21 protein-coding genes are annotated in these 23,214 nt (G+C 70.6%); 17 read left to right on the top strand and 4 right to left on the bottom strand.

Annotation, left to right across the window (positions count from 1 at the left end; translation table 11 throughout):
- The 4 genes from AB0M97_RS22250 to AB0M97_RS22235 form a co-directional block, all read left to right on the top strand.
- Positions 1-336: vitamin B12 dependent-methionine synthase activation domain-containing protein (locus tag AB0M97_RS22250; protein ID WP_365962680.1), on the top strand; the 336-nt coding region annotated here is incomplete at its 5' end.
- Between the two features lie 202 nt (positions 337-538).
- Complete coding sequence (locus tag AB0M97_RS22245) at positions 539-1,237, top strand: HAD family phosphatase (RefSeq protein WP_365962679.1); 699 nt, start codon at positions 539-541, stop codon at positions 1,235-1,237.
- Between the two features lie 439 nt (positions 1,238-1,676).
- Positions 1,677-3,275, top strand: a complete 1,599-nt coding sequence (locus AB0M97_RS22240; RefSeq protein WP_365962678.1) for an ABC transporter substrate-binding protein — start codon at positions 1,677-1,679, stop codon at positions 3,273-3,275.
- 100 nt (positions 3,276-3,375) lie between these two features.
- Entirely contained in the window at positions 3,376-4,956 is a 1,581-nt protein-coding gene (locus AB0M97_RS22235; protein ID WP_365962677.1) for an ABC transporter substrate-binding protein, read from the top strand.
- Positions 4,957-5,076: 120 nt separating this feature from the next.
- Here AB0M97_RS22235 and AB0M97_RS22230 read toward each other — a convergent pair whose 3' ends face one another.
- Complete coding sequence (locus tag AB0M97_RS22230; protein WP_014671700.1) at positions 5,077-5,748, bottom strand: response regulator transcription factor; 672 nt, start codon at positions 5,746-5,748, stop codon at positions 5,077-5,079.
- A gap of 14 nt (positions 5,749-5,762) precedes the next feature.
- Positions 5,763-6,737, bottom strand: coding sequence for a RecB family exonuclease (locus tag AB0M97_RS22225; RefSeq protein ID WP_365962676.1), 975 nt, complete (start codon positions 6,735-6,737; stop codon positions 5,763-5,765).
- Between the two features lie 178 nt (positions 6,738-6,915).
- Between AB0M97_RS22225 and AB0M97_RS22220 the strand changes: the two genes are divergently transcribed.
- The 3 genes from AB0M97_RS22220 (at position 6,916) to AB0M97_RS22210 (ending at position 10,316) form a co-directional block, all read left to right on the top strand.
- Entirely contained in the window at positions 6,916-8,499 is a 1,584-nt protein-coding gene (locus tag AB0M97_RS22220; RefSeq protein WP_365962674.1) for a site-2 protease family protein, read from the top strand.
- A gap of 94 nt (positions 8,500-8,593) precedes the next feature.
- Positions 8,594-9,496 carry a tRNA (adenine-N1)-methyltransferase gene (locus AB0M97_RS22215; RefSeq protein ID WP_365962672.1) on the top strand — a complete coding sequence of 301 codons (903 nt, stop codon included), beginning with the start codon at positions 8,594-8,596 and terminating at the stop codon, positions 9,494-9,496.
- A 241-nt stretch (positions 9,497-9,737) separates the two neighbouring features.
- Positions 9,738-10,316 carry a hypothetical protein gene (locus AB0M97_RS22210; RefSeq protein ID WP_365962670.1) on the top strand — a complete coding sequence of 193 codons (579 nt, stop codon included), beginning with the start codon at positions 9,738-9,740 and terminating at the stop codon, positions 10,314-10,316.
- A gap of 61 nt (positions 10,317-10,377) precedes the next feature.
- Here the strand turns inward: AB0M97_RS22210 and AB0M97_RS22205 are convergent, their stop codons facing one another.
- Positions 10,378-10,683: a ferredoxin gene (locus tag AB0M97_RS22205; RefSeq protein WP_365962669.1), complete on the bottom strand. Its 306-nt coding sequence runs from the start codon at positions 10,681-10,683 to the stop codon at positions 10,378-10,380.
- Between the two features lie 244 nt (positions 10,684-10,927).
- Here AB0M97_RS22205 and arc point away from each other — a divergent pair, with 244 nt between their 5' ends.
- The 5 genes from arc to prcA all read left to right on the top strand — a co-directional run bounded on the left by arc (position 10,928) and on the right by prcA (position 16,731).
- A complete protein-coding gene (gene arc, locus AB0M97_RS22200; RefSeq protein ID WP_365962668.1) occupies positions 10,928-12,694 on the top strand; it encodes a proteasome ATPase in 1,767 nt (588 codons plus the stop codon).
- 241 nt (positions 12,695-12,935) lie between these two features.
- Positions 12,936-14,447 (top strand): depupylase/deamidase Dop, encoded by a 1,512-nt coding sequence (gene dop / locus AB0M97_RS22195; RefSeq protein ID WP_365962666.1) that lies wholly within the window; start codon positions 12,936-12,938, stop codon positions 14,445-14,447.
- A gap of 158 nt (positions 14,448-14,605) precedes the next feature.
- Positions 14,606-14,824: a ubiquitin-like protein Pup gene (locus AB0M97_RS22190; RefSeq protein WP_365962665.1), complete on the top strand. Its 219-nt coding sequence runs from the start codon at positions 14,606-14,608 to the stop codon at positions 14,822-14,824.
- Positions 14,825-15,071: 247 nt separating this feature from the next.
- Complete coding sequence (gene prcB / locus AB0M97_RS22185; protein WP_365962664.1) at positions 15,072-15,917, top strand: proteasome subunit beta; 846 nt, start codon at positions 15,072-15,074, stop codon at positions 15,915-15,917.
- A gap of 64 nt (positions 15,918-15,981) precedes the next feature.
- Positions 15,982-16,731, top strand: a complete 750-nt coding sequence (gene prcA / locus AB0M97_RS22180) for a proteasome subunit alpha (protein ID WP_365962663.1) — start codon at positions 15,982-15,984, stop codon at positions 16,729-16,731.
- A gap of 82 nt (positions 16,732-16,813) precedes the next feature.
- Here prcA and AB0M97_RS22175 read toward each other — a convergent pair whose 3' ends face one another.
- The gene (locus AB0M97_RS22175; RefSeq protein WP_365962662.1) at positions 16,814-17,830 is read right to left on the bottom strand and encodes a LacI family DNA-binding transcriptional regulator; all 1,017 of its coding nucleotides are present in this window, start codon (positions 17,828-17,830) and stop codon (positions 16,814-16,816) included.
- A gap of 120 nt (positions 17,831-17,950) precedes the next feature.
- Here AB0M97_RS22175 and AB0M97_RS22170 point away from each other — a divergent pair, with 120 nt between their 5' ends.
- From AB0M97_RS22170 to AB0M97_RS22150, 5 genes are all read left to right on the top strand, one after another.
- Positions 17,951-19,210, top strand: a complete 1,260-nt coding sequence (locus AB0M97_RS22170; protein ID WP_365962660.1) for an MFS transporter — start codon at positions 17,951-17,953, stop codon at positions 19,208-19,210.
- Between the two features lie 9 nt (positions 19,211-19,219).
- Positions 19,220-20,581, top strand: a complete 1,362-nt coding sequence (gene pafA / locus AB0M97_RS22165) for a Pup--protein ligase (RefSeq protein ID WP_365962659.1) — start codon at positions 19,220-19,222, stop codon at positions 20,579-20,581.
- A 134-nt stretch (positions 20,582-20,715) separates the two neighbouring features.
- Positions 20,716-21,696 (top strand): FKBP-type peptidyl-prolyl cis-trans isomerase, encoded by a 981-nt coding sequence (locus tag AB0M97_RS22160; protein WP_365962658.1) that lies wholly within the window; start codon positions 20,716-20,718, stop codon positions 21,694-21,696.
- A 55-nt stretch (positions 21,697-21,751) separates the two neighbouring features.
- Positions 21,752-22,123, top strand: a complete 372-nt coding sequence (locus AB0M97_RS22155) for an FKBP-type peptidyl-prolyl cis-trans isomerase (protein WP_004002537.1) — start codon at positions 21,752-21,754, stop codon at positions 22,121-22,123.
- Positions 22,124-22,252: 129 nt separating this feature from the next.
- Positions 22,253-23,206 (top strand): WYL domain-containing protein, encoded by a 954-nt coding sequence (locus AB0M97_RS22150; protein WP_365962657.1) that lies wholly within the window; start codon positions 22,253-22,255, stop codon positions 23,204-23,206.
- Positions 23,207-23,214 lie beyond the last annotated feature (8 nt).

The following is a 23,214-nucleotide window of genomic DNA, read 5'->3' as shown; positions in this document are numbered from 1 at the left end:
GCCTACCGCGACTACCTCGAACTGCACGGCCTGTCCGTGCAGTTGGCCGAGGCACTCGCCGAGTACTGGCACGCGCGCGTCCGCGCCGAACTCGGGTTCGCCGGTGAGGACCCGGCCGAGATGGAGGACATGTTCGCGCTGAAGTACCGCGGCGCCCGCTTCTCCCTCGGCTACGGCGCCTGCCCCGACCTGGAGGACCGGGCGAAGATCGCCGACCTGCTGGAGCCGGAGCGCATCGGCGTGAAGCTGTCCGAGGAGTTCCAGCTCCACCCCGAGCAGTCCACCGACGCCATCGTCATCCACCACCCGGAAGCGAAGTACTTCAACGCGCGCTGAGCCGGTGTGCCCGGGAGCATGCATGCCGGGGAGCCCGGGAGCACGTGAGCCGGTGCGCCCAGGAGCAGCTGAGCCGGTGCGCCCAGGGGCGTGCGGGATAAACGAGGCGATTCTTTCGTGGACGACGTAAACTGGTCGGTCCACCGCAGGCCGGTTCCCCCGTGGGAACCGGCCTGATCGTCCCTCAAGGAGGTGCGCCCGGATGACCAGTACGGTCCCCGCGCTCGGAGTTCGTACGGCGGAAGGCTCGGCCCTGCAGGCCGTGCTGCTCGACATGGACGGCACCCTGGTGGACACCGAGGGCTTCTGGTGGGACGTCGAGGTCGAGGTCTTCGCCGCCCTCGGGCACACCCTGGACGACTCCTGGCGCCATGTCGTGGTGGGCGGGCCCATGACCCGCAGCGCCGGGTTCCTGATCGAGGCCACCGGCGCCGACATCACCCTTCCCGAGCTGACCGTGCTGCTGAACAAGGGCTTCGAGGAGCGCATCGAGCAGGCGCTGCCGCTGATGCCGGGCGCCGCCCGGCTGCTCGCCGAGCTGTCCGAGCACAAGATCCCGACGGCCCTGGTGTCCGCCTCCCACCGGCGCATCATCGACCGCGTCCTGGCCCGTCTGGGCCGCCGGCACTTCGCCCTGTCGGTCGCCGGCGACGAGGTGGCGCGCACCAAGCCGCACCCCGACCCCTACCTGGTGGCCGCCGCGGGCCTCGGCGCGGACCCGGCGAGATGCGTGGTGATCGAGGACACCGCGACCGGCATCGCCTCGGCGGAGGCCGCGGGCTGTCACGTGGTGGCGGTGCCGACGCTGGCGACCGTCGCCCCGGCCGACCGGCGCACGGTGGTGACCTCCCTCGAAGAGGTCGACCTGGCTTTTCTGCGGGATCTGATCCCCGCGCGATGACGGAAATGCGCCGGGGTGTTCACCCGGCGTGCGCCGTCCATTGAACAAGAATTTCCGAGCTGTCGTTCGAATGAATTCGGCCCGGTGCGCATGGCCGAATTGCGGTGCCGGGGAAGGCTCGGCACGCGTGTGACGTTCGCCACGCGGGCGCGGATCGACAGGGGGCCCGGCCTGTGCTGTTCACCCCTTTTCGGGCACCGGCGGCGTGCCCTTGTGTCCCGTTTGGTGAGACCCTGCACGAATCCTTCCGCTGTCACGTTTTCGGTGTGTCCGCGCCCCGTTCCGCTGCGTGAGGGCAGCCCGGCCGCAGGGGCGGCGAAGCGGCGCGCGGGCGCGGACTAACCTCGTCCCGAGGACATCACCCCCTTCCCCCGTGCTCCCGCCGCAACACCCCTGCATGTCGGGTACACGGACTCGACAGCCGTGGAGAAACTCGAGAATGAACCGCAAGACTCTGGTGCTGCCGGCCGTGCTCGGCCTGCTCGTGCCGGTGCTCGCCGCCTGCGGCGGGACCGGTGGCGGCCAAGGAGGCGACGGCATCGTCGTCGGCACCACCGACCGGTTCACCGCCTCGAAGGACGCCCCCGCACCGCTCGACCCCGCCTACGCGTACGACGTCGGCCCCTGGAACATCCTGCGCCAGACCGTGCAGACCCTGATGGTCCAGCCCCGCGGGGACGGTGATCCCGTGCCCGAGGCCGCCGAGAAGTGCGGGTTCACCGACACCGGCAACGAGCGCTACGCGTGCACCCTGCGGGACGGCCTGACGTTCTCGGACGGCGACGCCGTGACCGCGGCCGACGTCAAGTACTCCATCAACCGCGCCCTGGCCATCGAGGCCGACAGCGGTGTCTTCGCCCTGCTGTCGAACATCGACACCATCGAGACGCAGGGCGAGCGCGAGGTCATCTTCCACCTCAAGACGGCCGACGCCACGTTCCCCTTCAAGCTGTCCACGCCGGTCGCCGGCATCGTCGACGCCGACGAGTACCCCAGGGACCGGCTGCGGGACGGCTTCGCGGTCGACGGGTCCGGCCCCTACACCCTGAAGTCCGAGGTCAGGGGCGACGAGCTGGTCAAGGCCGTCTTCACCCGGAACCCCAAGTACAAGGGGGCCCTGGAGGTGCGCAACGACCAGGTCGAGATGGTCTCCTACGAGGACGCCGACGCCATGGGCAAGGCGCTGGAGGAGGGCGACATCGACCTGATGACCCGCACGATGTCGCCGGAGCAGATCCGCAAGCTGTCCGAGGACTCCGGCGACGTCGACCTGATCGAGACGCCCGGCCTCGGCATCCGCTACCTGGCGTTCGACACGACGGACCCGGCCGTGAAGTCCAAGGCCGTCCGGCAGGCCATGGCCCAGATCGTCAACCGCAGCGAACTCGTCTCCAAGGTCTACGGCTCCCAGGCCGAGCCGCTGTACTCGCTCGTCCCGGCCAGCATCACCGGCCACTCCAACTCGTTCTTCAACAAGTACGGCGAACCGGACACCAGTAAGGCCAGGAAGCTGCTGGAACAGGCCGGCATCACCACCCCGGTCGCGCTGACGCTGCACTACACGACCGACCACTACGGCCCGGCCACCAAGGACGAGTTCGAGGTGCTGCGCAAGCAGCTCAACGCCAGCGGCCTCTTCGACGTCCGTATCAAGGGCACCCCGTGGTCGACGTTCCGCCCGGCCGAGCAGAAGGGCGAGTACCAGGTCTACGGCATGGGCTGGTTCCCGGACTTCCCCGACGCCGACAACTTCCTGGCGCCGTTCCTCGACAAGGACAACTTCCTGGGCTCCCCGTACGCCAACCGCCGGATCCGCACCGACCTGATCCCCGAGTCCCGCCGCGAGGCCGACCGGCTGTCCGCCGCGTCGAGCCTCCAGGACATCCAGGACATCGTGGCCGAGGACGTGCCCGTGCTGCCGCTGTGGCAGGGCAAGCAGTACGTCGCCGCGCGGGGTGACGTCACGGGCACCGCGTACGCGCTCAACTCCTCCGCGACCCTTCAGCTCTGGGAGCTCGGCCGTGGCGTGAGCGGCTGAGACCTCCCCCGCCGGGGCCGCCGACCGCGGCTTGCCGGACACACCAGGGGTACGTGACCGCGGCCCCGGGACGACGAATACGACGACAAGGCACCTGCACGTGAACATGCGCAACCAGTGGCCGGTTCTGCCCCTCGTGGCGGGGCTGGCCTCCGGCCTGTTGACCGGATGCGGAACGGAGACCGGCGGTTCCGGGGGCGACGGTTCCCACGTGGTGATGGGGATGTCCGACGACGTCCTCGCCACGGACCCCGCCTCCGGCTACGACCCCGGTTCCTGGCTGTTGTTCAACAACGTCTTCCAGTCGCTGCTGAGCTTCCCGAAGGGCGGCACCGAACCGCAGCCCGAGGCCGCCGAGGAGTGCTCCTTCACCGGCACGGAGACCAAGGTCTACACGTGCACGCTGAAGGACGGCCTGAAGTTCAGCAACGGCGACCCGCTCACCTCGAAGGACGTCAAGTTCTCCTTCGACCGCATGCTGCGGATCAACGACGACACCGGCCCAGCGATCATGTTCCCCATGCTCGACGAGGTCGAGACGCCGGACGACAAGACGGTCGTCTTCAAGCTGAACACACCGGACGCCACCTTCCCGAGCAAGATCGCCTCCGGCGCCGGCTCCATCGTCAACCACCGCCGGTACCAGGGCGACCGGCTGCGCGAGGACGGCAAGGCGGTCGGCTCCGGCCCGTACACGTTGGAGTCCTTCAACGACGACGAGGCCGTCTTCTCCGTCAACGAGCACTACAAGGGCACCGCCGACGTCCAGAACAACGGCGTGACCCTGAAGTTCTTCCACGGCGACCAGGCCGGCCTGAAGAAGGCCGTCAAGGACGGCACGGTCGACATCGCCTACCGAGGGCTCACCGCCGGCGACATCGCCGGCATCGAGCAGGGCGGCGACTCCTCCGGCGTCGAGATCGTCGAGGGCAGCAGCGCCGAGGTCCAGCACCTGGTGTTCAACATGGACGACCCGGTGACCGGCCGGCTCGGCGTGCGCAAGGCCATCGCCCACCTGATCGACCGCGACGCGCTCATCAGGGACGTCCACCAGGGCACCGCGACCCCGCTGTACTCGATCATCCCGGCCGGTATCGCCGGCCACAACACCGCCTTCTTCGACACCTACGGCGCCCAGCCCTCCAAGGCCAGGGCCGAGGCCGCGCTGCGCGCCGAGGGCATCACCGGCAAGGTGAAGCTCACCCTGTGGTCGACGCCGTCGCGCTACGGCCCGGCCACCGACGACGAGTTGAAGGCCATCGCCAGGCAGCTCAACGCCAGCGGCCTGTTCGACGCCGAGATGAAGTCCGTCTCCTTCGACCAGTACGAGAAGGACATCGCCGCCGGCAAGTACGGCGTGTACGTGAAGGGCTGGGTGCCCGACTACCCGGACGCCGACAACTTCACGGCCCCGTTCTTCGGCAAGGGCAACGTGCTGGGCAACAACTACGCGAACCGCACCATCACCGGCTCGCTCATCCCGAGCACCGCCGCCCAGAGCGACCGCTCCGCGACCGAGGAGGAGTACGCCCGGCTCCAGGACATCGTCGCCGAGGACCTGCCCGTGCTTCCCATCTGGCAGGGCAAGCAGTACGCGGTCGTCCGCGACGGCGTCTACGGCCTGGAGTACTGCCTCGACGCCTCGACCGTGTTCCGCTTCTGGGAACTCAGCAAGGACTGAGCCGGGAGCGCTGCCGCGCGGCCGCGCGAAAGGGCGCCCTCCGCACCGGAGTTCCGGCGGGGAGGGCGCCCTCCCGTATATGCGGGCGGGGCCTTCAGCGCGGGCGGGGCCGGGAGAGGCTTACTGCGCGCCGGGGCGCACGAGCCCGCTCTCGTACGCGTACACCGCGGCCTGCACGCGGTCGCGCAGCCCCAGCTTGGTCAGGACGTGCCCCACGTGCGTCTTGACGGTGGTTTCGCTGACGAACAGGTCGGCCGCGATCTCCGCGTTGGACAGCCCGCGCGCCACCAGCTTCAGCACCTCCACCTCCCGGTCGGTCAGCGTGTGCAGCGTGTCCGGGACCGGCTCCTCGCCGGACGGCAGATGCGTGGCGTACTTGTCGAGCAACCGCCGCGTGATGCTCGGCGCGAGCATCGCCTCACCGGCCGCCACGACGCGGATCGCCTGCACCAGTTCGTTGGCCGGGGCGTCCTTCAGCAGGAAACCGCTGGCGCCCGCCCGCAGCGCCTCCACCACGTACTCGTCGAGGTCGAAGGTGGTCAGCACCAGCACCTTCGCCGGACCGTCCCGCCCGGGGCCGGTGATCTGCCGGGTCGCCTCCACGCCGTCCATCCGCGGCATGCGGATGTCCATCAGCACCACATCGGGCTGCAGGGCCCGCACCTGGTCGAGCGCCTGGAGGCCGTCTCCGGCCTCGCCGACGACCGCGATGTCCTGCTCGGCCTCCAGGATCATCCGGAAGCCCGTACGCAGCAGGGGCTGGTCGTCGACCAGTAGGACGCGGATGGCCACGTAAGTCTCCTTCGCTAGTCCGGCCCCATTCTGCCCTGCGCCGCACCGTCCGACTCGGGCGCCCTCACCGGCAGCGGATAGGGCGGGGGAGTGCCGCCGAACTCCGGGCAGTGCGCCTGGTGGTCGCACCAGCCGCACAGCTTCGTCGGGCGGGGCCGCCAGTCGCCCGTCTCCGTGGCCTGCCGGATCGCGTCCCACAGCGCCAGCAGCTTGCGCTCGACACGCTCCAGATCGGCGAGCACCGGATCGTACGTCAGGACGTCACCACTGCCGAGGTACACCAGCTGCAGCCGTCGCGGGACGACCTGCTTCAGCCGCCACACCACCAGGGCGTAGAACTTCATCTGGAACAGCGCGCCCTCGGCGTACTCCGGCCGGGGCGCCTTGCCCGTCTTGTAGTCGACGATGCGGACCTCGCCCGTGGGCGCCACGTCCACCCGGTCGATGATGCCGCGCAGCCGCAGCCCGGAGTCCAGCTCGGCCTCCACGAACAGCTCGCGCTCGGCGGGCTCCAGACGTGCCGGGTCCTCCAGCGTGAACCAGCGCTCGACCAGCCGCTCCGCCTCGTCGAGCCAGCGCGCCAGCCGCTCGCCCTCCGGGTCGTCGGCGAACAGCTCGGCGACCTCCGGCCGGCTCTCGCGCAGCCGGTCCCACTGGCCCGGGATCAGCGACTTGGCGCGCGGTGCCGTGCGCTCGGCGGCCGGGGCGTCGAACAGCCGCTCCAGCACCGCGTGCACCAGCGTGCCCCGGGTCGCCGCCTCACTGGGCTTCTCCGGCAGCCGGTCGATGACCCGGAACCGGTACAGCAGCGGGCACTGCATGAAGTCGCCGGCACGCGAGGGGGACAGCGAAACCGGCGCCACGGCGGTCGTCCCGCTCGCGCCGTGGTCCGCCGCTGCCGCCGTCGGCCCGGCCGGGGCCGGCGGATCCGCCGCCGGGGCAGGGCTGCTGTCGGGCACTGCGGTCGTGCCCTGGGTGCTCGTCTCCATGACGACAGACCTTACGGCCCGGCACCGACAGCGCCCCGTTCGCGGCCCCCGCGCCCCCGGAAGCTGTGGAAAACAACAGGGGGTGCCGGGCGGAACGCGCCGCGACGGCCGCATACCATCGACGTCAGACCCTCCCGGCCGCACCGGCGCGGGAGACGCTTCGATCGAGGGGACACCGGTGGACGAGAGCGGCGGGAGCGGACAGCCGCGATCCGGAAACGACCAGTCGGCCGAGGAGCACGCAGGGTCCCCGGCCGCGGGTCCCGCACGCCCCGAACCGCCCGCCCCCGGCGCACGCCCCCCGGCCGACGAACCGGTCACCCCCGCACGGAACTTCGAGAAACCGGCCCAGGACGCGCAGAACGCGGGCGGCACGGAGAACGGCAAAGCGCCGCACCCCGAACACCCCGGCACCCCCGCGCCGGACACCGGGCCAGGAACGACACCGGACGGCACACGGCCCCAGGCGCCGGAAGGAACCACCGGGCCCGACCGGCCCCCGCCCACCGGAAGCTTCGGGGCGCCCGCGGAGAACGCCAAGCCCGGCGGTGACCGCGACCCGCACCGCACCCTCGCGCGCTCCGGCCGGGGCCGCTCCGCGCAGCGCCCCGGGCCCGGCGGCGGACTGCTCATGGGCCGCCCGTTCGGCGTGCCCGTGTACGTCGCGCCGAGCTGGTTCCTCGTCGCCGCCCTGATCACCTGGGTCTTCGGCGGCCAGCTCGACCGGATCCTGCCCGAGCTCGGCGCCGTCCGCTACTTGGTCTCCCTCTTCTTCGCGGTCGCCTTCTACGCGTCCGTGCTCGTCCACGAACTGGCCCACACGGTCGCCGCGCTCCGCTTCAAGCTCCCGGTCCGCCGCATCCAGCTCCAGTTCTTCGGCGGCGTCTCGGAGATCGAGAAGGAGGCCGAGACCCCCGGCCGCGAGTTCGTCCTCGCCTTCGTCGGTCCGCTGCTCTCCCTCGCCCTCGCGGGCGTGTTCCACCTCGCCATGCGGACCGTCGAGCCCGGCACGGTCCCCGGTGTCCTGCTGGCGGGCCTGATGATCTCCAACCTCATCGTGGCCGCCTTCAACCTGCTGCCCGGCCTCCCGCTGGACGGCGGCCGCATGCTCCGCGCCGTCGTCTGGAAGATCACCGGCAGGCCGATGGCCGGCACCGTGGCCGCCGCCTGGGTCGGCCGGGCCCTCGCCGTCGCCGTCCTCGTGGGCCTCCCGCTGCTCACGCAGTCCGGCGCGCTCGGCTCCGCCGCCGAGGACAGCGTCGGCATGGACACGGTCATGGACGCCCTGCTCGCCGCGATCCTCGCCGCGATCATCTGGACCGGCGCCGGCAACAGCCTGCGCATGGCACGTCTGCGCGAGCACCTCCCGGAGCTGCGCGCCCGCGCCCTCACCCGCCGCGCCGTCCCCGTGGAGGCCGACACCCCGCTCTCCGAGGCCCTGCGCCGGGCCAACGCCGCCGGGGCCCGCGCTCTGGTCGTCGTCGACCACGAGGGCAACCCGCTCTCCCTGGTCCGCGAGGCCGCCATCGTCGGCGTGCCCGAACACCGCCGGCCGTGGGTCGCGGTCGGCGGCCTCGCCCAGGAGATCACGGACGGCATGCGCGTCTCGGCGGAGCTGGCCGGAGAACAGCTCCTGGACGCCCTGCGCGCGACGCCGGCCACCGAGTACCTGGTGGTGGAGGAGACCGGCGAGATCTACGGCGTACTGTCGGCGGCCGACGTCGAGCGGGCGTTCGTGAAGGCCATGGCCCGGCACAGCTGAGACACCCGCTCTCCCGAGGAGGTGCTCGGCGCGCTCCCCGTGCCCGCCGCTCCCGGTGGTCGGCGGCCTCTCCGAACGCCGGTAGGCTGGTCACATGTCCGAACCGACCGGTGCCGCCCGCAGGCGCGGGCCCTTCAAGGTCGGGGACCAGGTTCAGCTGACCGACCCCAAGGGCCGCCACTACACGTTCACGCTCGAGGCCGGGAAGAACTTCCACACCCACAAGGGTTCCTTCCCCCACGACGAACTGATCGGCGCTCCCGAGGGCAGCGTTGTCCGCACCACCGGGAACGTCGCCTACCTCGCGCTGCGCCCCCTGCTCCCCGACTACGTCCTGTCCATGCCCCGCGGGGCAGCCGTCGTGTACCCGAAGGACGCGGGGCAGATCCTCGCCTTCGCCGACATCTTCCCCGGTGCGCGTGTCGTGGAGGCCGGCGTCGGCTCCGGCTCGCTCAGCAGCTTCCTGCTCCGCGCCATCGGCGACCAGGGCATGCTGCACAGCTACGAGCGCCGCGAGGACTTCGCCGAGATCGCCCAGCAGAACGTGGAGCGCTACTTCGGCGGCCCGCACCCCGCCTGGCAGCTCACCGTCGGCGACCTCCAGGACAACCTGTCCGACACCGACGTCGACCGCGTCATCCTCGACATGCTCGCCCCCTGGGAGTGCCTGGAGGCCGTCTCCAAGGCCCTGGTCCCCGGCGGCATCCTGTGCTGCTACGTCGCCACCACCACCCAGCTGGCGCGGACGGTCGAGTCCATCCGCGAGATCGGCAGCTTCAACGAGCCGACCGCCTGGGAGTCGATGATCCGCAACTGGCACATCGAGGGCCTCGCCGTCCGCCCGGACCACCGGATGATCGGCCACACCGGCTTCCTGCTCACCGCCCGCCGCCTCGCCGACGGCGTCGAGCCGCCCATGCGCCGCCGCCGCCCCGCCAAGGGTGCCTACGGCGAGGACTACGCCGGCCCCAACGCCGACGGAGGCGCCGGCCGCTGAGGCGGCCCCCTGCCGCGTACAACGGCTGTCGCGCACAACGACGCGGCGCCGTGGCCCAGTTCCCGGGGACAGCCGGGAACTCCGCCACGGCGCCTTCTCGTTGGTCCGGCAGGTGACACGCCACCAGAGACGGTCACGGCGGACACGATGTCGCACCGCACCCCGCCGTTCCCCCGTGGTGTGACGTGTGGCACCATGCAGGCCACCCCCACCGGCACCGCCCTCGCAGGAGAGACTCCTAGTGCAGCAATCCGCCGTCCCGGAGCTCGCCCACACCCACACCCGCCCCATCCACTGGCTCGCCACCGCCACGGCCGTGGCCGGCGTGGTGGCCCTGTCCTCCGTCGCGCAGCCCGGCCCCGCCACTGCGGCCCAGGCCGCCGCCCCGGAGCCGAAGACCGCCCCGGCGAACGTCGTCCCGCCCGACCCGGCGGACCTCGAGTTCCCGCTCGAGTGCGGAGCGGTGAAGGCGGTGGTGGTGCACAAGGCGTCCGGCGACCTCGACGGCGACGGCACACCCGAGACGGTGGCCGCGGTCCACTGCGACGCCCCGATGGGCACCCCGCCCGACGGCCTGTACGTCCTCACCCGCGGCTCCGGTACCGCCGAACCGCGCGTGGTCGCCACCCTCGTCGACCCCAAGGACCGCCAGACCGTGTCACACCTCGCCGTGCGGGACGGCGCCGTACGGGCCACACTCCTCGGCTACTCCTCGTCCGACGTGCCCAGTTGCTGCCCGGACCTGAAGGACGCGGTGAAGTGGCAGTGGAAGGACGGCGCGTTCGTCCGCTCCACGCCCGCGGGCGCCCGCAGCGTCTGACCCGTTCACCTCGGTCGGCGTGTGAGAAACCAGACAGCGGTGACAGTGCGTACCGGACGGATCACGCCGCGTCCGGCCCGAAGATCTCGACCTTGTCCGAAACGCGACGCACGTGGATGCACTCGCCCGGACATTCCTTCGCCGAGTCGGCGACCTCCGTGAGAAGCGGCAGCGGCACGGGCGTTGTCGCGCCCTTGTCCTGCAGCAGCTCGTCCCCGGCGTTCTTCACGTAGGCCAGACCGTCGATGTCCAGCTCGAACACCTCGGGCGCGTACTGGACGCAGATCCCGTCGCCGGTGCACAGATCCTGGTCGATCCAGACCTCCAGGTCCTCGCCGTCGGCCCCGGCCTCCTGCTGCACGTTCATCTCTCCTGCCGTTTCAACGCCGAACCGGGCGGGAATCCGGCCAGCTCTGACGGGTGTTGAACGTCTCGACCCTACCTCTGGTTGCTTTCCCTTCACGTTCGGTGGGTATCTCCCCTCCGTGAGGGAGAGCGCAAGGGTGAAGATCGGACACACCTCGACCGTCTTTGTGATCTAGGGGTTTCAATCGACACCGGCCCAGGTAGGGTCTGGAAGCGTCCAGCTCCCCTTGGAGGAGGTGAGGACCGTGGCAGCCCACGACGACGACATGAACCGCGGCATCCGCCCGGGACGCGGGTCCGACGACCCGGCCGGGCAGATCGCCTACCTTGAGCAGGAGATCGCCGTCCTGCGACGTAAGCTCGCCGACTCTCCGCGACACACGAGAATTCTCGAAGAGCGGATCGTCGAGCTGCAGACCAATCTGGCCGGCGTGTCCGCACAGAACGAGCGGCTCGCCAACACGCTCCGTGAGGCCCGCGACCAGATCGTGGCCCTCAAGGAGGAGGTCGACCGGCTCGCACAGCCGCCGGCCGGCTTCGGTGTCTTCCTGCAGGCGAACGAGGACGGCACCGCGGACATTTTCACCGGCGGCCGCAAGCTACGGGTGAACGTCAGCCCGAGCGTCGAGCTCGAGGAGCTCCGGCGCGGCCAGGAAGTCATGCTGAACGAAGCGCTCAACGTGGTCGACGCCATGGAGTTCGAGCGCGTGGGTGAGATCGTCACCCTGAAGGAGATCCTCGAGGACGGCGAGCGCGCCCTGGTGCTCGGTCACACGGACGAGGAGCGGGTGGTACGGCTCGCCGAGCCGCTGATGGACGTCACCATCCGCGCCGGAGACGCCCTGCTGCTCGAACCCCGCTCCGGCTATGTCTACGAGGTCGTCCCCAAGAGCGAGGTCGAGGAACTCGTCCTCGAAGAGGTCCCCGACATCGGCTACGAGCAGATCGGCGGTCTGGGTGGCCAGATCGAGGCCATCCGCGACGCGGTCGAGCTCCCGTACCTCTACCCGGACCTGTTCAAGGAGCACGAACTGCGCCCGCCGAAGGGCGTCCTGCTCTACGGCCCGCCCGGCTGCGGAAAGACCCTGATCGCCAAGGCGGTGGCCAACTCGCTGGCCAAGAAGGTCGCCGAGGTGACCGGCAAGGCGGCCGGCAAGAGCTTCTTCCTGAACATCAAGGGCCCCGAGCTGCTGAACAAGTACGTCGGTGAGACCGAGCGGCAGATCCGCCTGGTCTTCCAGCGGGCCCGGGAGAAGGCGAGCGAGGGCACGCCCGTCATCGTCTTCTTCGACGAGATGGAGTCGCTCTTCCGCACCCGTGGCTCCGGTGTCAGCTCGGACGTGGAGAACACCATCGTCCCGCAGCTGCTCGCCGAGATCGACGGTGTCGAGGGCCTGCAGAACGTGGTCGTGATCGGTGCCTCCAACCGTGAGGACATGATCGACCCGGCCATCCTGCGGCCCGGCCGGCTCGACGTGAAGATCAAGATCGAGCGTCCGGACGCCGAGGCGGCCAAGGACATCTTCGGCAAGTACCTCACCGAGCGCCTCCCGCTGCACGCGGAGGACCTGCGCGAGCACGGCGGCGACAAGGGCGCCTGCGTCCAGGCCATGATCCAGACGGCCGTGGAACACATGTACGCCGAAACGGAGGAGAACCGCTTCCTCGAGGTCACCTACGCCAATGGCGACAAGGAAGTCCTCTACTTCAAGGACTTCAATTCCGGCGCCATGATCGAGAACATCGTGGGCCGCGCCAAGAAGATGGCGATCAAGGACTTCCTCGAGCACGACCAGAAGGGTCTGCGGGTCTCCCACCTGCTCCAGGCCTGCGTGGACGAATTCAAGGAGAACGAGGACCTGCCCAACACCACGAACCCGGACGACTGGGCCCGGATCTCCGGAAAGAAGGGCGAGCGGATCGTCTACATCCGCACCCTCATCACCGGAAAGCAGGGCGCGGACACCGGACGCTCCATCGACACGGTGGCGAACACCGGGCAGTACCTGTAACGAGCAGGGTGGCTGCGGGTGCCCTCACCGGGTACCCGCAGCCCACTGTTTTTTCTGGCCACGGGCCACGGCTGGAGCAGGCAATGACGCAAATGATCTCCCCGCCGGCGCAGAGGCGTTCTAGGCTCTTTCGTACCGCCGAGTCGCGCAGTGCGGGGACGGGCACCGCACACGCAACCGAGCGCCAGCGGTACTTGAGCGGCGTCCACGACCGAGGGCGCCGCCGGGCAAGGAGGGCCGCATGACCGTACGGCGAGTAATGGGCATCGAGACGGAGTACGGGATCTCCGTCCCCGGCCACCCCAACGCCAATGCCATGCTCACCTCGTCCCAGATCGTCAACGCCTACGCGGCGGCGATGCACCGGGCCCGCCGGGCCCGCTGGGACTTCGAGGAGGAGAATCCGCTGCGCGACGCGCGGGGCTTCGACCTCGCCCGCGAGGCCGCCGACTCCAGCCAGCTCACCGACGAGGACATCGGCCTGGCCAACGTCATCCTCACCAACGGCGCACGGCTCTACGTGGACCACGCCCACCCGGAGTACAGCGCGCCGGAGGTCACCAATCCCCGGGACGCGGTCCTGTGGGACAAGGCCGGCGAGCGCATCATGGCGGAGGCCGCCGAACGGGCGGCCCAGCTGCCCGGCGCCCAGCCGATCCACCTGTACAAGAACAACACCGACAACAAGGGCGCCTCCTACGGCACGCACGAGAACTACCTGATGAAGCGGGAGACCCCGTTCTCGGACATCGTGCGCCACCTGACGCCCTTCTTCGTCTCCCGCCAGGTCTTCGCCGGGGCGGGCCGCGTCGGCATCGGCCAGGACGGCCACGAGCACGGCTTCCAGCTCAGCCAGCGCGCGGACTACTTCGAGGTCGAGGTGGGCCTGGAGACCACCCTCAAGCGCCCGATCATCAACACGCGCGACGAGCCGCACGCCGACGCCGAGAAGTACCGCCGGCTGCACGTGATCATCGGCGACGCCAACCTGTCGGAGATCTCGACGTACCTCAAGCTGGGCACGACGGCCCTGGTGCTGTCCATGATCGAGGACGGCTTCATCGCCGTCGACCTGGCCGTCGACCAGCCCGTACGCACGCTCCACCAGGTCTCCCACGACCCGACCCTGAAGCGGCTGGTCACGCTGCGCAGCGGCCGGACACTCACCGCGGTGCAGCTCCAGATGGAGTACTACGAGCTGGCCCGCAAGTACGTGGAGGAGCGTTACGGCGCCGACGCGGACGACCAGACCAAGGACATCCTGGGCCGCTGGGAGGACACGCTCAACCGGCTGGAGCACGACCCGATGAGCCTGGCGGGCGAGCTGGACTGGGTCGCCAAGCGGGAGCTCATGGAGGGCTACCGGCGCCGCGACGACCTGGACTGGGACGCCGCCCGGCTGCACCTGGTCGACCTCCAGTATGCCGACGTACGGCCCGACAAGGGCCTCTACAACCGCCTGGCGGCCCGCGGGCGCATCAAGCGCCTCCTGGACGAGGCCGAGGTCGAGCGGGCCCGCACGAAGCCGCCTGAGGACACCCGCGCGTACTTCCGCGGGCGGTGCCTGGAGCAGTACGCGGACGACGTCGCGGCGGCCTCCTGGGACTCGGTGATCTTCGATCTGCCGGGGCGGGACTCGCTGCAACGGGTCCCAACCCTGGAACCGCTTCGCGGAACGCGTAATCACGTCAAGGAGCTCCTGGACCGCTGCCGCACCGCGGAGGACCTGGTCAGAGTCCTGTCGGGCCACTGAGCGCGGTGCGCGGGGCCGATCTGCCGGCGCGGGGTGGAAAACCCCCGCGCCAGGGAATCAAGGAGGTGGGCCCCGTACGTTGGAAGAACTGCGGGGCCGATGTCGGACCCTGCTTGTAGGGTCTGATCAAGAACGTCGAACCGAGCGGGGTGAGGGTTATGGCGACCAAGGACACCGGCGGCGGCCAGCAGAAGGCGACGCGCTCCACCGAGGAGACCGAGGAGCAGGCGCAGGACGCGCAGGCCACCGAGGACCTCAAGGAGCGCCAGGAGAAGCTTTCGGACGACGTGGACTCCGTGCTGGACGAGATCGACGACGTCCTCGAGGAGAACGCCGAGGACTTCGTGCGGTCCTTCGTCCAGAAGGGCGGCCAGTAGGCCCTCACGGGCTGACGAGCGAGCGTGAGTGCTGCGTGCGGTGCGGCCGGGGCCGTGCCGCGCGCAGCATGCGTTTCGTGCCCGGACCGGGACGTGTTTCTTCGATTCCGCCGGGCATGTGGATCACCGCCGTCGGGCGGGTAGGGTCCGTGGCATACCAGGCCCCGGCCGGGACACCGTGCCGGGGAGTTCTCCAGGCTCGGCCCGACGCCAGAGGGCGGGCTGTTGCATACGTGGAAGGAATCGCGTGGAAGCCAACACTCGTAGCACCGGGCGTCTACCAGCTGCCTTCCTGACGCCGGGATCTTCGTCCTTCGTGGACTTCCTGTCCGAGCACCAGCCCGAACTGCTGCCGGGCAACAGGAAGTTGCCGCCCGTCCAGGGCGCGATCGAGGCGCCGCACGGCACCACGATCGTCGCCGTCACGTTCCCCGGCGGCGTCGTGCTCGCCGGTGACCGGCGGGCCACCATGGGCAACGTCATCGCGCAGCGGGACATCGAGAAGGTCTTCCCGGCGGACGAGTACTCGGCGGTGGGCATCGCCGGTACGGCTGGACTCGCCGTGGAGATGGTCAAGCTGTTCCAGCTGGAGCTGGAGCACTTCGAGAAGGTCGAGGGCGCGCAGCTGTCGCTGGAGGGCAAGGCGAACCGGCTGTCGACCATGATCCGTTCCAACCTCGGCATGGCCATGCAGGGCCTGGCCGTGGTGCCGCTCTTCGCGGGGTACGACGTGGACCGCGGCAAGGGCCGCATCTTCTCCTACGACGTCACCGGCGGCCGTTCCGAGGAGCACGGCTTCGCGGCCACGGGCTCCGGCTCGATCTTCGCGCGCGGCGCCATGAAGAAGCTCTACCGCGACGACCTGGACGAGTCCGAGGCCACGACGCTCGTGGTCCAGGCGCTGTACGACGCGGCAGACGACGACTCGGCGACCGGCGGTCCCGATGTCGCCCGCCGGATCTACCCCATCGTCACCGTGATCACCGACGACGGCTTCCGTCGGCTCACCGAGGACGAGTCCTCCGAGATCGCCCGCTCCGTGCTCCAGCGGCGTCTCGAGCAGCCCGACGGTCCGCGGGCCGCGCTGCTCTGAGCGCGGACGCGTGAGCTTTTGATCAGGTGATCCAGTGACTTCGACAGAAAGGGACGGATAACCGGTGTCGACGCCGTTCTATGTCTCACCCCAGCAGGCCATGGCCGACCGGGCGGAGTACGCCCGCAAGGGCATCGCCCGTGGCCGCAGCCTGGTCGTGCTGCAGTACGCCGACGGCATCGTGTTCGTCGGCGAGAACCCGTCCCGCGCGCTGCACAAGTTCAGCGAGATCTACGACCGGATCGGCTTCGCCGCCGCCGGCAAGTACAACGAGTACGAGAACCTCCGCATCGGCGGTGTCCGCTACGCCGACCTGCGCGGCTACACCTACGACCGGGGCGACGTGACCGCCCGCGGCCTGGCCAACGTGTACGCCCAGACGCTGGGCACGATCTTCTCCAGCGTCGGCGAGAAGCCGTACGAGGTGGAGCTGGTCGTCGCGGAGGTGGGCGAGACGCCCGAGGCCGACCAGATCTACCGGCTGCCGCACGACGGCTCGATCGTCGACGAGCACGGCTCGGTGGCGGTCGGCGGCAACGCCGAGACGATCAGCAGCTACCTGGACCAGCGCCACCGGGACGGCATGACGCTGGCGGAGGCGCTGCGGCTGGCGGTGCAGTCCCTGTCCCGCGACACCAACGGCAGCGAGCGGGAGATTCCCGCGGAGCGGCTGGAGGTGGCGGTGCTGGACCGTACGCGACCGCAGAAGCGGAAGTTCCGGCGGATCACGGGCGCCCGGCTGTCGCGGCTGCTCGCGGAGGGCAGCGGCGACACGACGGCGCAGTCCTCGACGGAGGACGACTCCGAGGAGTAGTCACCACGCGTGCCCGCGTGCGCGCCCCGGCCTCGCCAGGCCGGGGCGCGCGGCGTGTGCGGCGCGGGGTGCGTGCCGCGCCCTAGCGACGGGCCGGCGGGGCCGTGGAGCCCCGTACGACCAGTTCGACGGGGATGTCGCCGGCCTCGGGCGTGCGGCCCTCCAGGACCGCCAGCAGGGCCCGCATGCCGCGCTCCCCGAACAGCTCCGCGTCCAGCCGGACCGTCGTCAGCTCCGGGTCGATCGCCGTGGCCAGGGCGAGGTCGTCCAGGCCGGTGACGGACACGTCGGACGGGACGGCGAGTCCCAGGCGCCGGATCGCCTTGTAGGCGCCCGCCGCCAGTTTGTCGTCGTCGCAGACCACCGCCGTGGGACGGGGGCCGGGGGCCGCCAGCGCGGCCTCCGTGGCGTACCGGGCGCCGTCGATCGAGATGGGGGCCGGGGCCGTGCGGATCTCCGCGCCGGCCACCCGGCCGAGCCGTTCCGCCAGCTCCCGGGCGCGTACCTCGAACGTCCAGGAGGGCACGTCCGCCGCCAGGTGCAGGAAGCTCCGGTGGCCCAGCGCCAGCAGGTGCTCGGCGACCTGGCGCACGCCGTCCGCGATGTCCAGGTTCACGGTCGCCGCGCCGAGGCTGCCCGCCGGATCGCTGTCCAGCATCACCAGCGGCAGTTGGTCGCCCCGGATCGCGGTCAGCGCGTCCGCCGCCATCGAGGACGCGATGACGCCGTCCAGGGCCGCCTGCGCCGACGCGAAGGGGTCGCGGGCCGGGCCGATGCCCTCGGGGGAGGGGTAGAGCACCACGCCGAAGCCGTGCTCGGCGGCGACCCGCGCGGCACCCATGTAGACACCGGCGAAGAACTCCGTGGTGAGCGCCGGGACGACCAGCAGGACCGTGCGGGTGCGCCCCAGGCGCAGATTGCGGGCCGCGAGGTTCGGGCGGTAGCCCAGGTCGCGCGCGGCGTCGCGCACGCGCTGCGCGGTGGCCTCCGAGACGCGCCCGCGCCACTTGTCGCCGAGCACCAGGGAGACCGCGGCCTGGGAGACGCCGGCGGCCTGGGCGACGTCCCGGCTCGTCGGGCGTGTGCTGCCTCGTGCCACCGTGGGTCCCGCTCCCTCGTCTGGACTCGTGAACTGCGCACATGGTACGTATGACGGAGCTAGTTATACGTAAAACTCGTGTCGGTGGCCGCAAGCGTCACGGGCGGACGGAGGGCGGACATGGCCACGGGCTATCTGGAGATCCTCAGGACGAAACACGCGACGCGGCTGCTCGTCGGCACCCTCGTGGGCCGGCTGCCCAACGCGACGGCGGCCATCGCCATCGTGCTGTTCGTCCGCGCCGAGGGCGGCACGTACAGCCTCGCGGGCGCCCTCGCGGCCGTGTACGGCGTCTCCAACGCCGTGGGCCAGCCCCTGCTCGGGCGGCTCGTCGACCTGTACGGGCAGCCGCGCGTGCAACTGCCCGCCGCGGTCGGCTCGGCCCTGGCCATGGCCGTCTTCGCCTTCGCCGGGACCGACCCGCTGCTCCTGGCCCACTTCGCCGTCGCCGCCGCCGGACTCCTCACACCGCCCCTGGAAGGCGGGCTGCGGGCGCTGTGGCCCAGCGTGCTGCGCAAGGAGGAGCAGGTGCACACGGCGTACGCCATGGACGCCGTCGCGCAGGAGGTGATGTTCACCGTCGGGCCGCTGCTGGTGACCCTGTGCACCGCCCTGTGGTCCGCGCAGGCCGGGCTCCTCGTCCTGAACGCCGTCGGCGTGCTCGGCGCGCTCTCCGTGGTCGCCTCGCGCCCTTCGCGCGCCTGGCGGTCGGCGCCGCGCGAGGCGCACTGGCTGGGCGCGCTGCGCTCGGCGGGCCTCCTGGCGCTGCTCGCGGCGTTCCTGTTCGTCGGCGTGGCACTGGGCTCCATCACCGTGGCCGCCGTCTCCTACGCGGACGACCACGGCGGCGACGCCGTGTACGGCTGGCTGATGGCGGCCATCGGCATGGGCGCGCTCGCCGGGGGCGCCGTGTACGGCGCCCGGCAGTGGGCCGGTGAACCCGCGCGCCGACTGCGGGTCATCGTGGCCCTCCTGGCGGTGTGTTACCTGCCCCTGATGCTGATGCCGGGGCCTGTCGCCATGACGCTGCTCACCGTCGTCGCCGGTGTCTTCCTCGCACCGGCCATCGCCTGCGCGTTCGTGCTGGTCGACCGGCACGCGCCGCGCGGCACGGTCACCGAGGCGTTCTCCTGGCTGGTGACGACGTTCACCGTCGGCGCGTCCGTCGGAACGGGCCTGACCGGACCGGTCGTCGAGGCGGGCGGCGCCCTGTGGGGCTTCGCCGTACCGGCCGTCGCGGGCGGCGTGTCCCTGCTGGTCCTGACGGCCACCGGACGGGTCCTCGCAGCTCCCGCCAGGGGAGCGGTCGTTGCCGCCGGTTCGGAAAATGATCCAAACCGTGCCGTCGAACCCCGTTTCAGCTCAGGGGATCGGGCGTAATGTTCAGTCATGGACCGCCGCATTTTCGGGCTGGAGAACGAGTACGGCGTCACGTGCACGTTCAGGGGACAGCGCCGCCTGTCGCCTGACGAGGTGGCGCGGTACCTCTTCCGCCGTGTCGTGTCATGGGGCCGCAGCAGCAATGTCTTCCTGCGAAACGGCGCCCGCCTCTATCTCGACGTGGGGTCACATCCGGAATACGCCACACCCGAATGTGACAACGTGACCGAGCTGGTCACCCACGACAAGGCCGGCGAACGCATTCTCGAGGGACTCCTGGTGGACGCGGAACGACGCCTGCACGAGGAGGGAATCGCGGGCGACGTCTACCTCTTCAAGAACAACACCGACTCCGCGGGAAACTCCTACGGGTGCCACGAGAACTACCTCGTCGCCCGGCACGGGGAGTTCTCCCGGCTCGCCGACATCCTCATCCCGTTCCTGGTGACCAGGCAGCTCCTGTGCGGCGCCGGCAAGGTACTGCAGACCCCGCGTGGGGCCGTGTACTGCGTCAGCCAGCGGGCCGAGCACATCTGGGAGGGCGTCTCCTCGGCGACGACCCGCTCCCGGCCGATCATCAACACGCGCGACGAGCCGCACGCCGACGCCGAGCGCTACCGCCGCCTGCACGTCATCGTGGGCGACTCGAACATGTCCGAGACGACCATGCTCCTCAAGGTCGGCGCCACCGACCTGGTGCTCCGCATGATCGAGGCGGGCACCGTGATGCGCGACCTCACCCTGGAGAACCCGATCCGGGCGATCCGCGAGGTCAGCCACGACATCACCGGCCGCCGCAAGGTCCGCCTGGCCAGCGGACGCGAGGCCTCCGCCCTGGAGGTGCAGCGGGAGTACTACGAGAAGGCCGTGGACTTCTGCGAGCGGCGCGGCATCCGCACCGGCACCGTGGAGCAGGTCCTGGAGCTGTGGGGCCGCACCCTCGACTCGATCGAGACCGAGGACTTCGACCGCATCGGCACCGAGATCGACTGGGTCATGAAGTACAAGCTCCTGGAGCGGTACCGCGCCAAGCACAACATGACCATGTCGCACCCGCGGGTCGCGCAGATAGACCTCGCGTACCACGACATCCACCGGCGCCGTGGCCTGTACTACCTGCTCGAGAAGAAGGGCCAGGCGGCCCGGATCTGCAACGACCTGAAGATCTTCGAGGGCAAGTCCGTCCCGCCGCAGACCACCCGGGCCCGGCTGCGCGGCGACTTCATCCGGCGGGCCCAGGAACAGCGCCGCGACTTCACGGTCGACTGGGTGCACCTGAAGCTGAACGATCAGGCGCAGCGCACGGTGCTGTGCAAGGACCCGTTCCGTTCCGTGGACGACCGGGTGGAGAAGCTCATCGCCGGTATGTGACGGCCACGGCCGGTTCGGCGCGGGCTCACTAAGGACGCCCGGTGCCCGGAGGTGTTCACCGCCTCCGGGCACCGGGCGTCCTTTGGTCGTAGAGTGGCGGCCATTGCCCCCCACTCCCGAGCCCAGTTGGACTGATGAACTACACCATGAAACGACGCGCCGTGGCGCTGCTCGCCGTTCCCGCACTGTTGTTCACCGCCGCGTGCGGTTCGGACGACGACAGCAAGGGCGACGCGGCGGCAGGCGTCGCCCAGGTCAAGGGAAAGGCCGGGGAGAAGCCCGAGATCTCCGTGCCCAAGGACGGCAAGCCGTCCCAGAAGACGGTGACCGAGACCGTCCTGGAGGGCAGCGGAGCCGCGATCAAGGCCTCCGACTTCGTCCGGCTGGACTGGACCGTCAAGAAGTGGGGCGGCGACCAGGAACTGGGCGGCACCTGGGCCGCGCCGCAGACCGGCGGCAAGACGCCCAAGCAGCAGTCCGTCGAGCAGGTCGGCAAGCAGAGCCAGCAGCTGCCCGCCAAGGTCCTGGAGGCCGTGAAGGGCAAGAAGGCCGGCAGCCGCATCCTCGTGCAGGGCACCGCGGGCGACCTGATCGGGCAGAACCTCAACCCGCAGTCCGGCATCTCCGCCAAGGACGTGCTGATCTGGGTGGTCGACCCGGTCGGCGCCGCCGCCGTCGACGCCAAGGGCGAGGTCAAGGGCGAGCAGGCCGCCTCCGAGGCGGGCCTGCCCAAGGTGGTGGCCCCCTCGCAGAAGGCGGCCACCATCACCGTCCCCAAGGGCGTCAAGGCCCCCAAGGACCTCAAGCAGCAGGTGCTGATCAAGGGCGACGGCAAGAAGGTCGAGGCCGGCCAGGGGCTCGTCGCCCAGTACACCGGCGTCAAGTGGGAGGACGGCAAGAAGTTCGACTCCTCCTGGGACCACGGGGGCGCCACCGCCTTCCAGATCGGCACCGGCTCCGTCGTGCAGGGCTGGGACAAGGGCCTCGTCGGCAAGAACGTCGGCGACCGGGTCCTGCTGGTGATCCCGCCCTCCCTCGGCTACGGCGCCAGCCCCAGCAGCGAGCTGGCGAAGAACACCCTGGTCTTCGTGGTCGACATCCTCGGCACCGTCTGACCCGGAAGTCTGTGAGACTGTCCGCGACGCAGGTCACGCAACAAGGAGAGATGAAGTGAGCATCGACAAGCCCGAGATCGACTTCCCGGGCGGCGAGCCCCCGGCGGACCTCGAGATCAAGGACATCTGGGAGGGTGACGGCCCGGTCGCGCAGGCCGGCCAGACCGTCACGGTCCACTACGTGGGCGTGGCCTTCAGCACCGGCGAGGAGTTCGACGCCAGCTGGAACCGCGGCACCCCGTTCCGCTTCCCGCTGGGCGCCGGACGCGTCATCAAGGGCTGGGACCAGGGCGTGCAGGGCATGAAGGTCGGCGGCCGCCGCCAGCTGACCATTCCCGCCCACCTCGCCTACGGCAACCAGAGCCCGACCCCGGCCATCAAGCCCGGCGAGACCCTGATCTTCGTGGTCGACCTCCTCGGAGTCTGACCGCCGTCCGACGGGACCCGCTCACCTGGGGCCCATGCCCGTGCGGGCATGGGTCCTCGGCTTTTGTCAGGACACCGCGGAGCGGTACGGTCATCGCTCGTAAGCACCATAGGGAGGCGAAGCGCGTCGATGGCCATTGCCAAGGCCGAGCGGCTGATGAACCTGGCGCTGTGTCTGCTCGGGACGCGGCGGCCGCTCAGCAAGCGCGAGCTGCGCGAATCCATCGAGGCCTACCTCGAAGCCGGCGGTGACGACTCCTTCAACCGGATGTTCGAGCGCGACAAGGACGATCTGCGCGAACTCGGCCTGGTCATCGAGACTGTGGAGAGCCTCGACGGCGAGATCGGCTACCTGGCCCGCCGCGACAGCAACCGGCTGCCGCCCATCACCCTCGACGCGGAGGAGGCCGCCGCCCTCGGGCTCGCCGCCAAAGTGTGGCAGCAGGCCCGGCTCGCCGGCGCCGCCAGCGGCGCCCTGCAGAAACTGCGCGCCGCCGGACTCCCCGAGGACGTCGACCCGTACGGGGCGCACAGCGCGCTGGAGCCACGCATCCCCGTGCACGAGGCCGCCTTCGAACCGCTGATGCTGGCCTGCCGCGACCGCCGCCCGGTCGTCTTCGACTACCGCAAGGCCACCGCCGCGCACCCCGAGCAGCGGCACGTCGAACCCTGGGCGCTGGAGTGCTGGCGCGGCCACTGGTACCTGGCGGGCTGGGACCGCGACCGGGGCGCCGAGCGCGTCTTCCGGCTGTCCCGGATCACCGGCAAGGTGCGCTCGCGCGGCGGCCGGTTCACCGTCCCGGTCCCCGACGTCGTCACCGTCCGTGAAACCGTCGCGAGCTGGGCCGGCGAGACCGCGGACCGCTCCGCGCGCATCCGGCTGCGCACCAACGCCGGATACCCCCTCCGGGCGAAAGCCACCGCCGTACGGGAACTGGGCGACGGCTGGGACGAGTTGGAGATTCCGTACGGGCACGGGCTGGACGCCTGGCTGGTGGAGTTCGGGCCGGACGTGGTGGTCCTGGAGCCCGCCGAGCTGCGGGCCGACGTGGTGGACCGGCTGCGCGCCGTCGCCAAGGGCTGAGGGGGAGC

The organism is Streptomyces sp. NPDC051207 (genome assembly GCF_040682395.1).
In the GTDB taxonomy this organism is placed as follows: domain Bacteria; phylum Actinomycetota; class Actinomycetes; order Streptomycetales; family Streptomycetaceae; genus Streptomyces.
The sequence above is the reverse complement of the archived record's forward strand: the minus strand, read 5'-3'. Positions and strand labels throughout refer to the sequence as shown.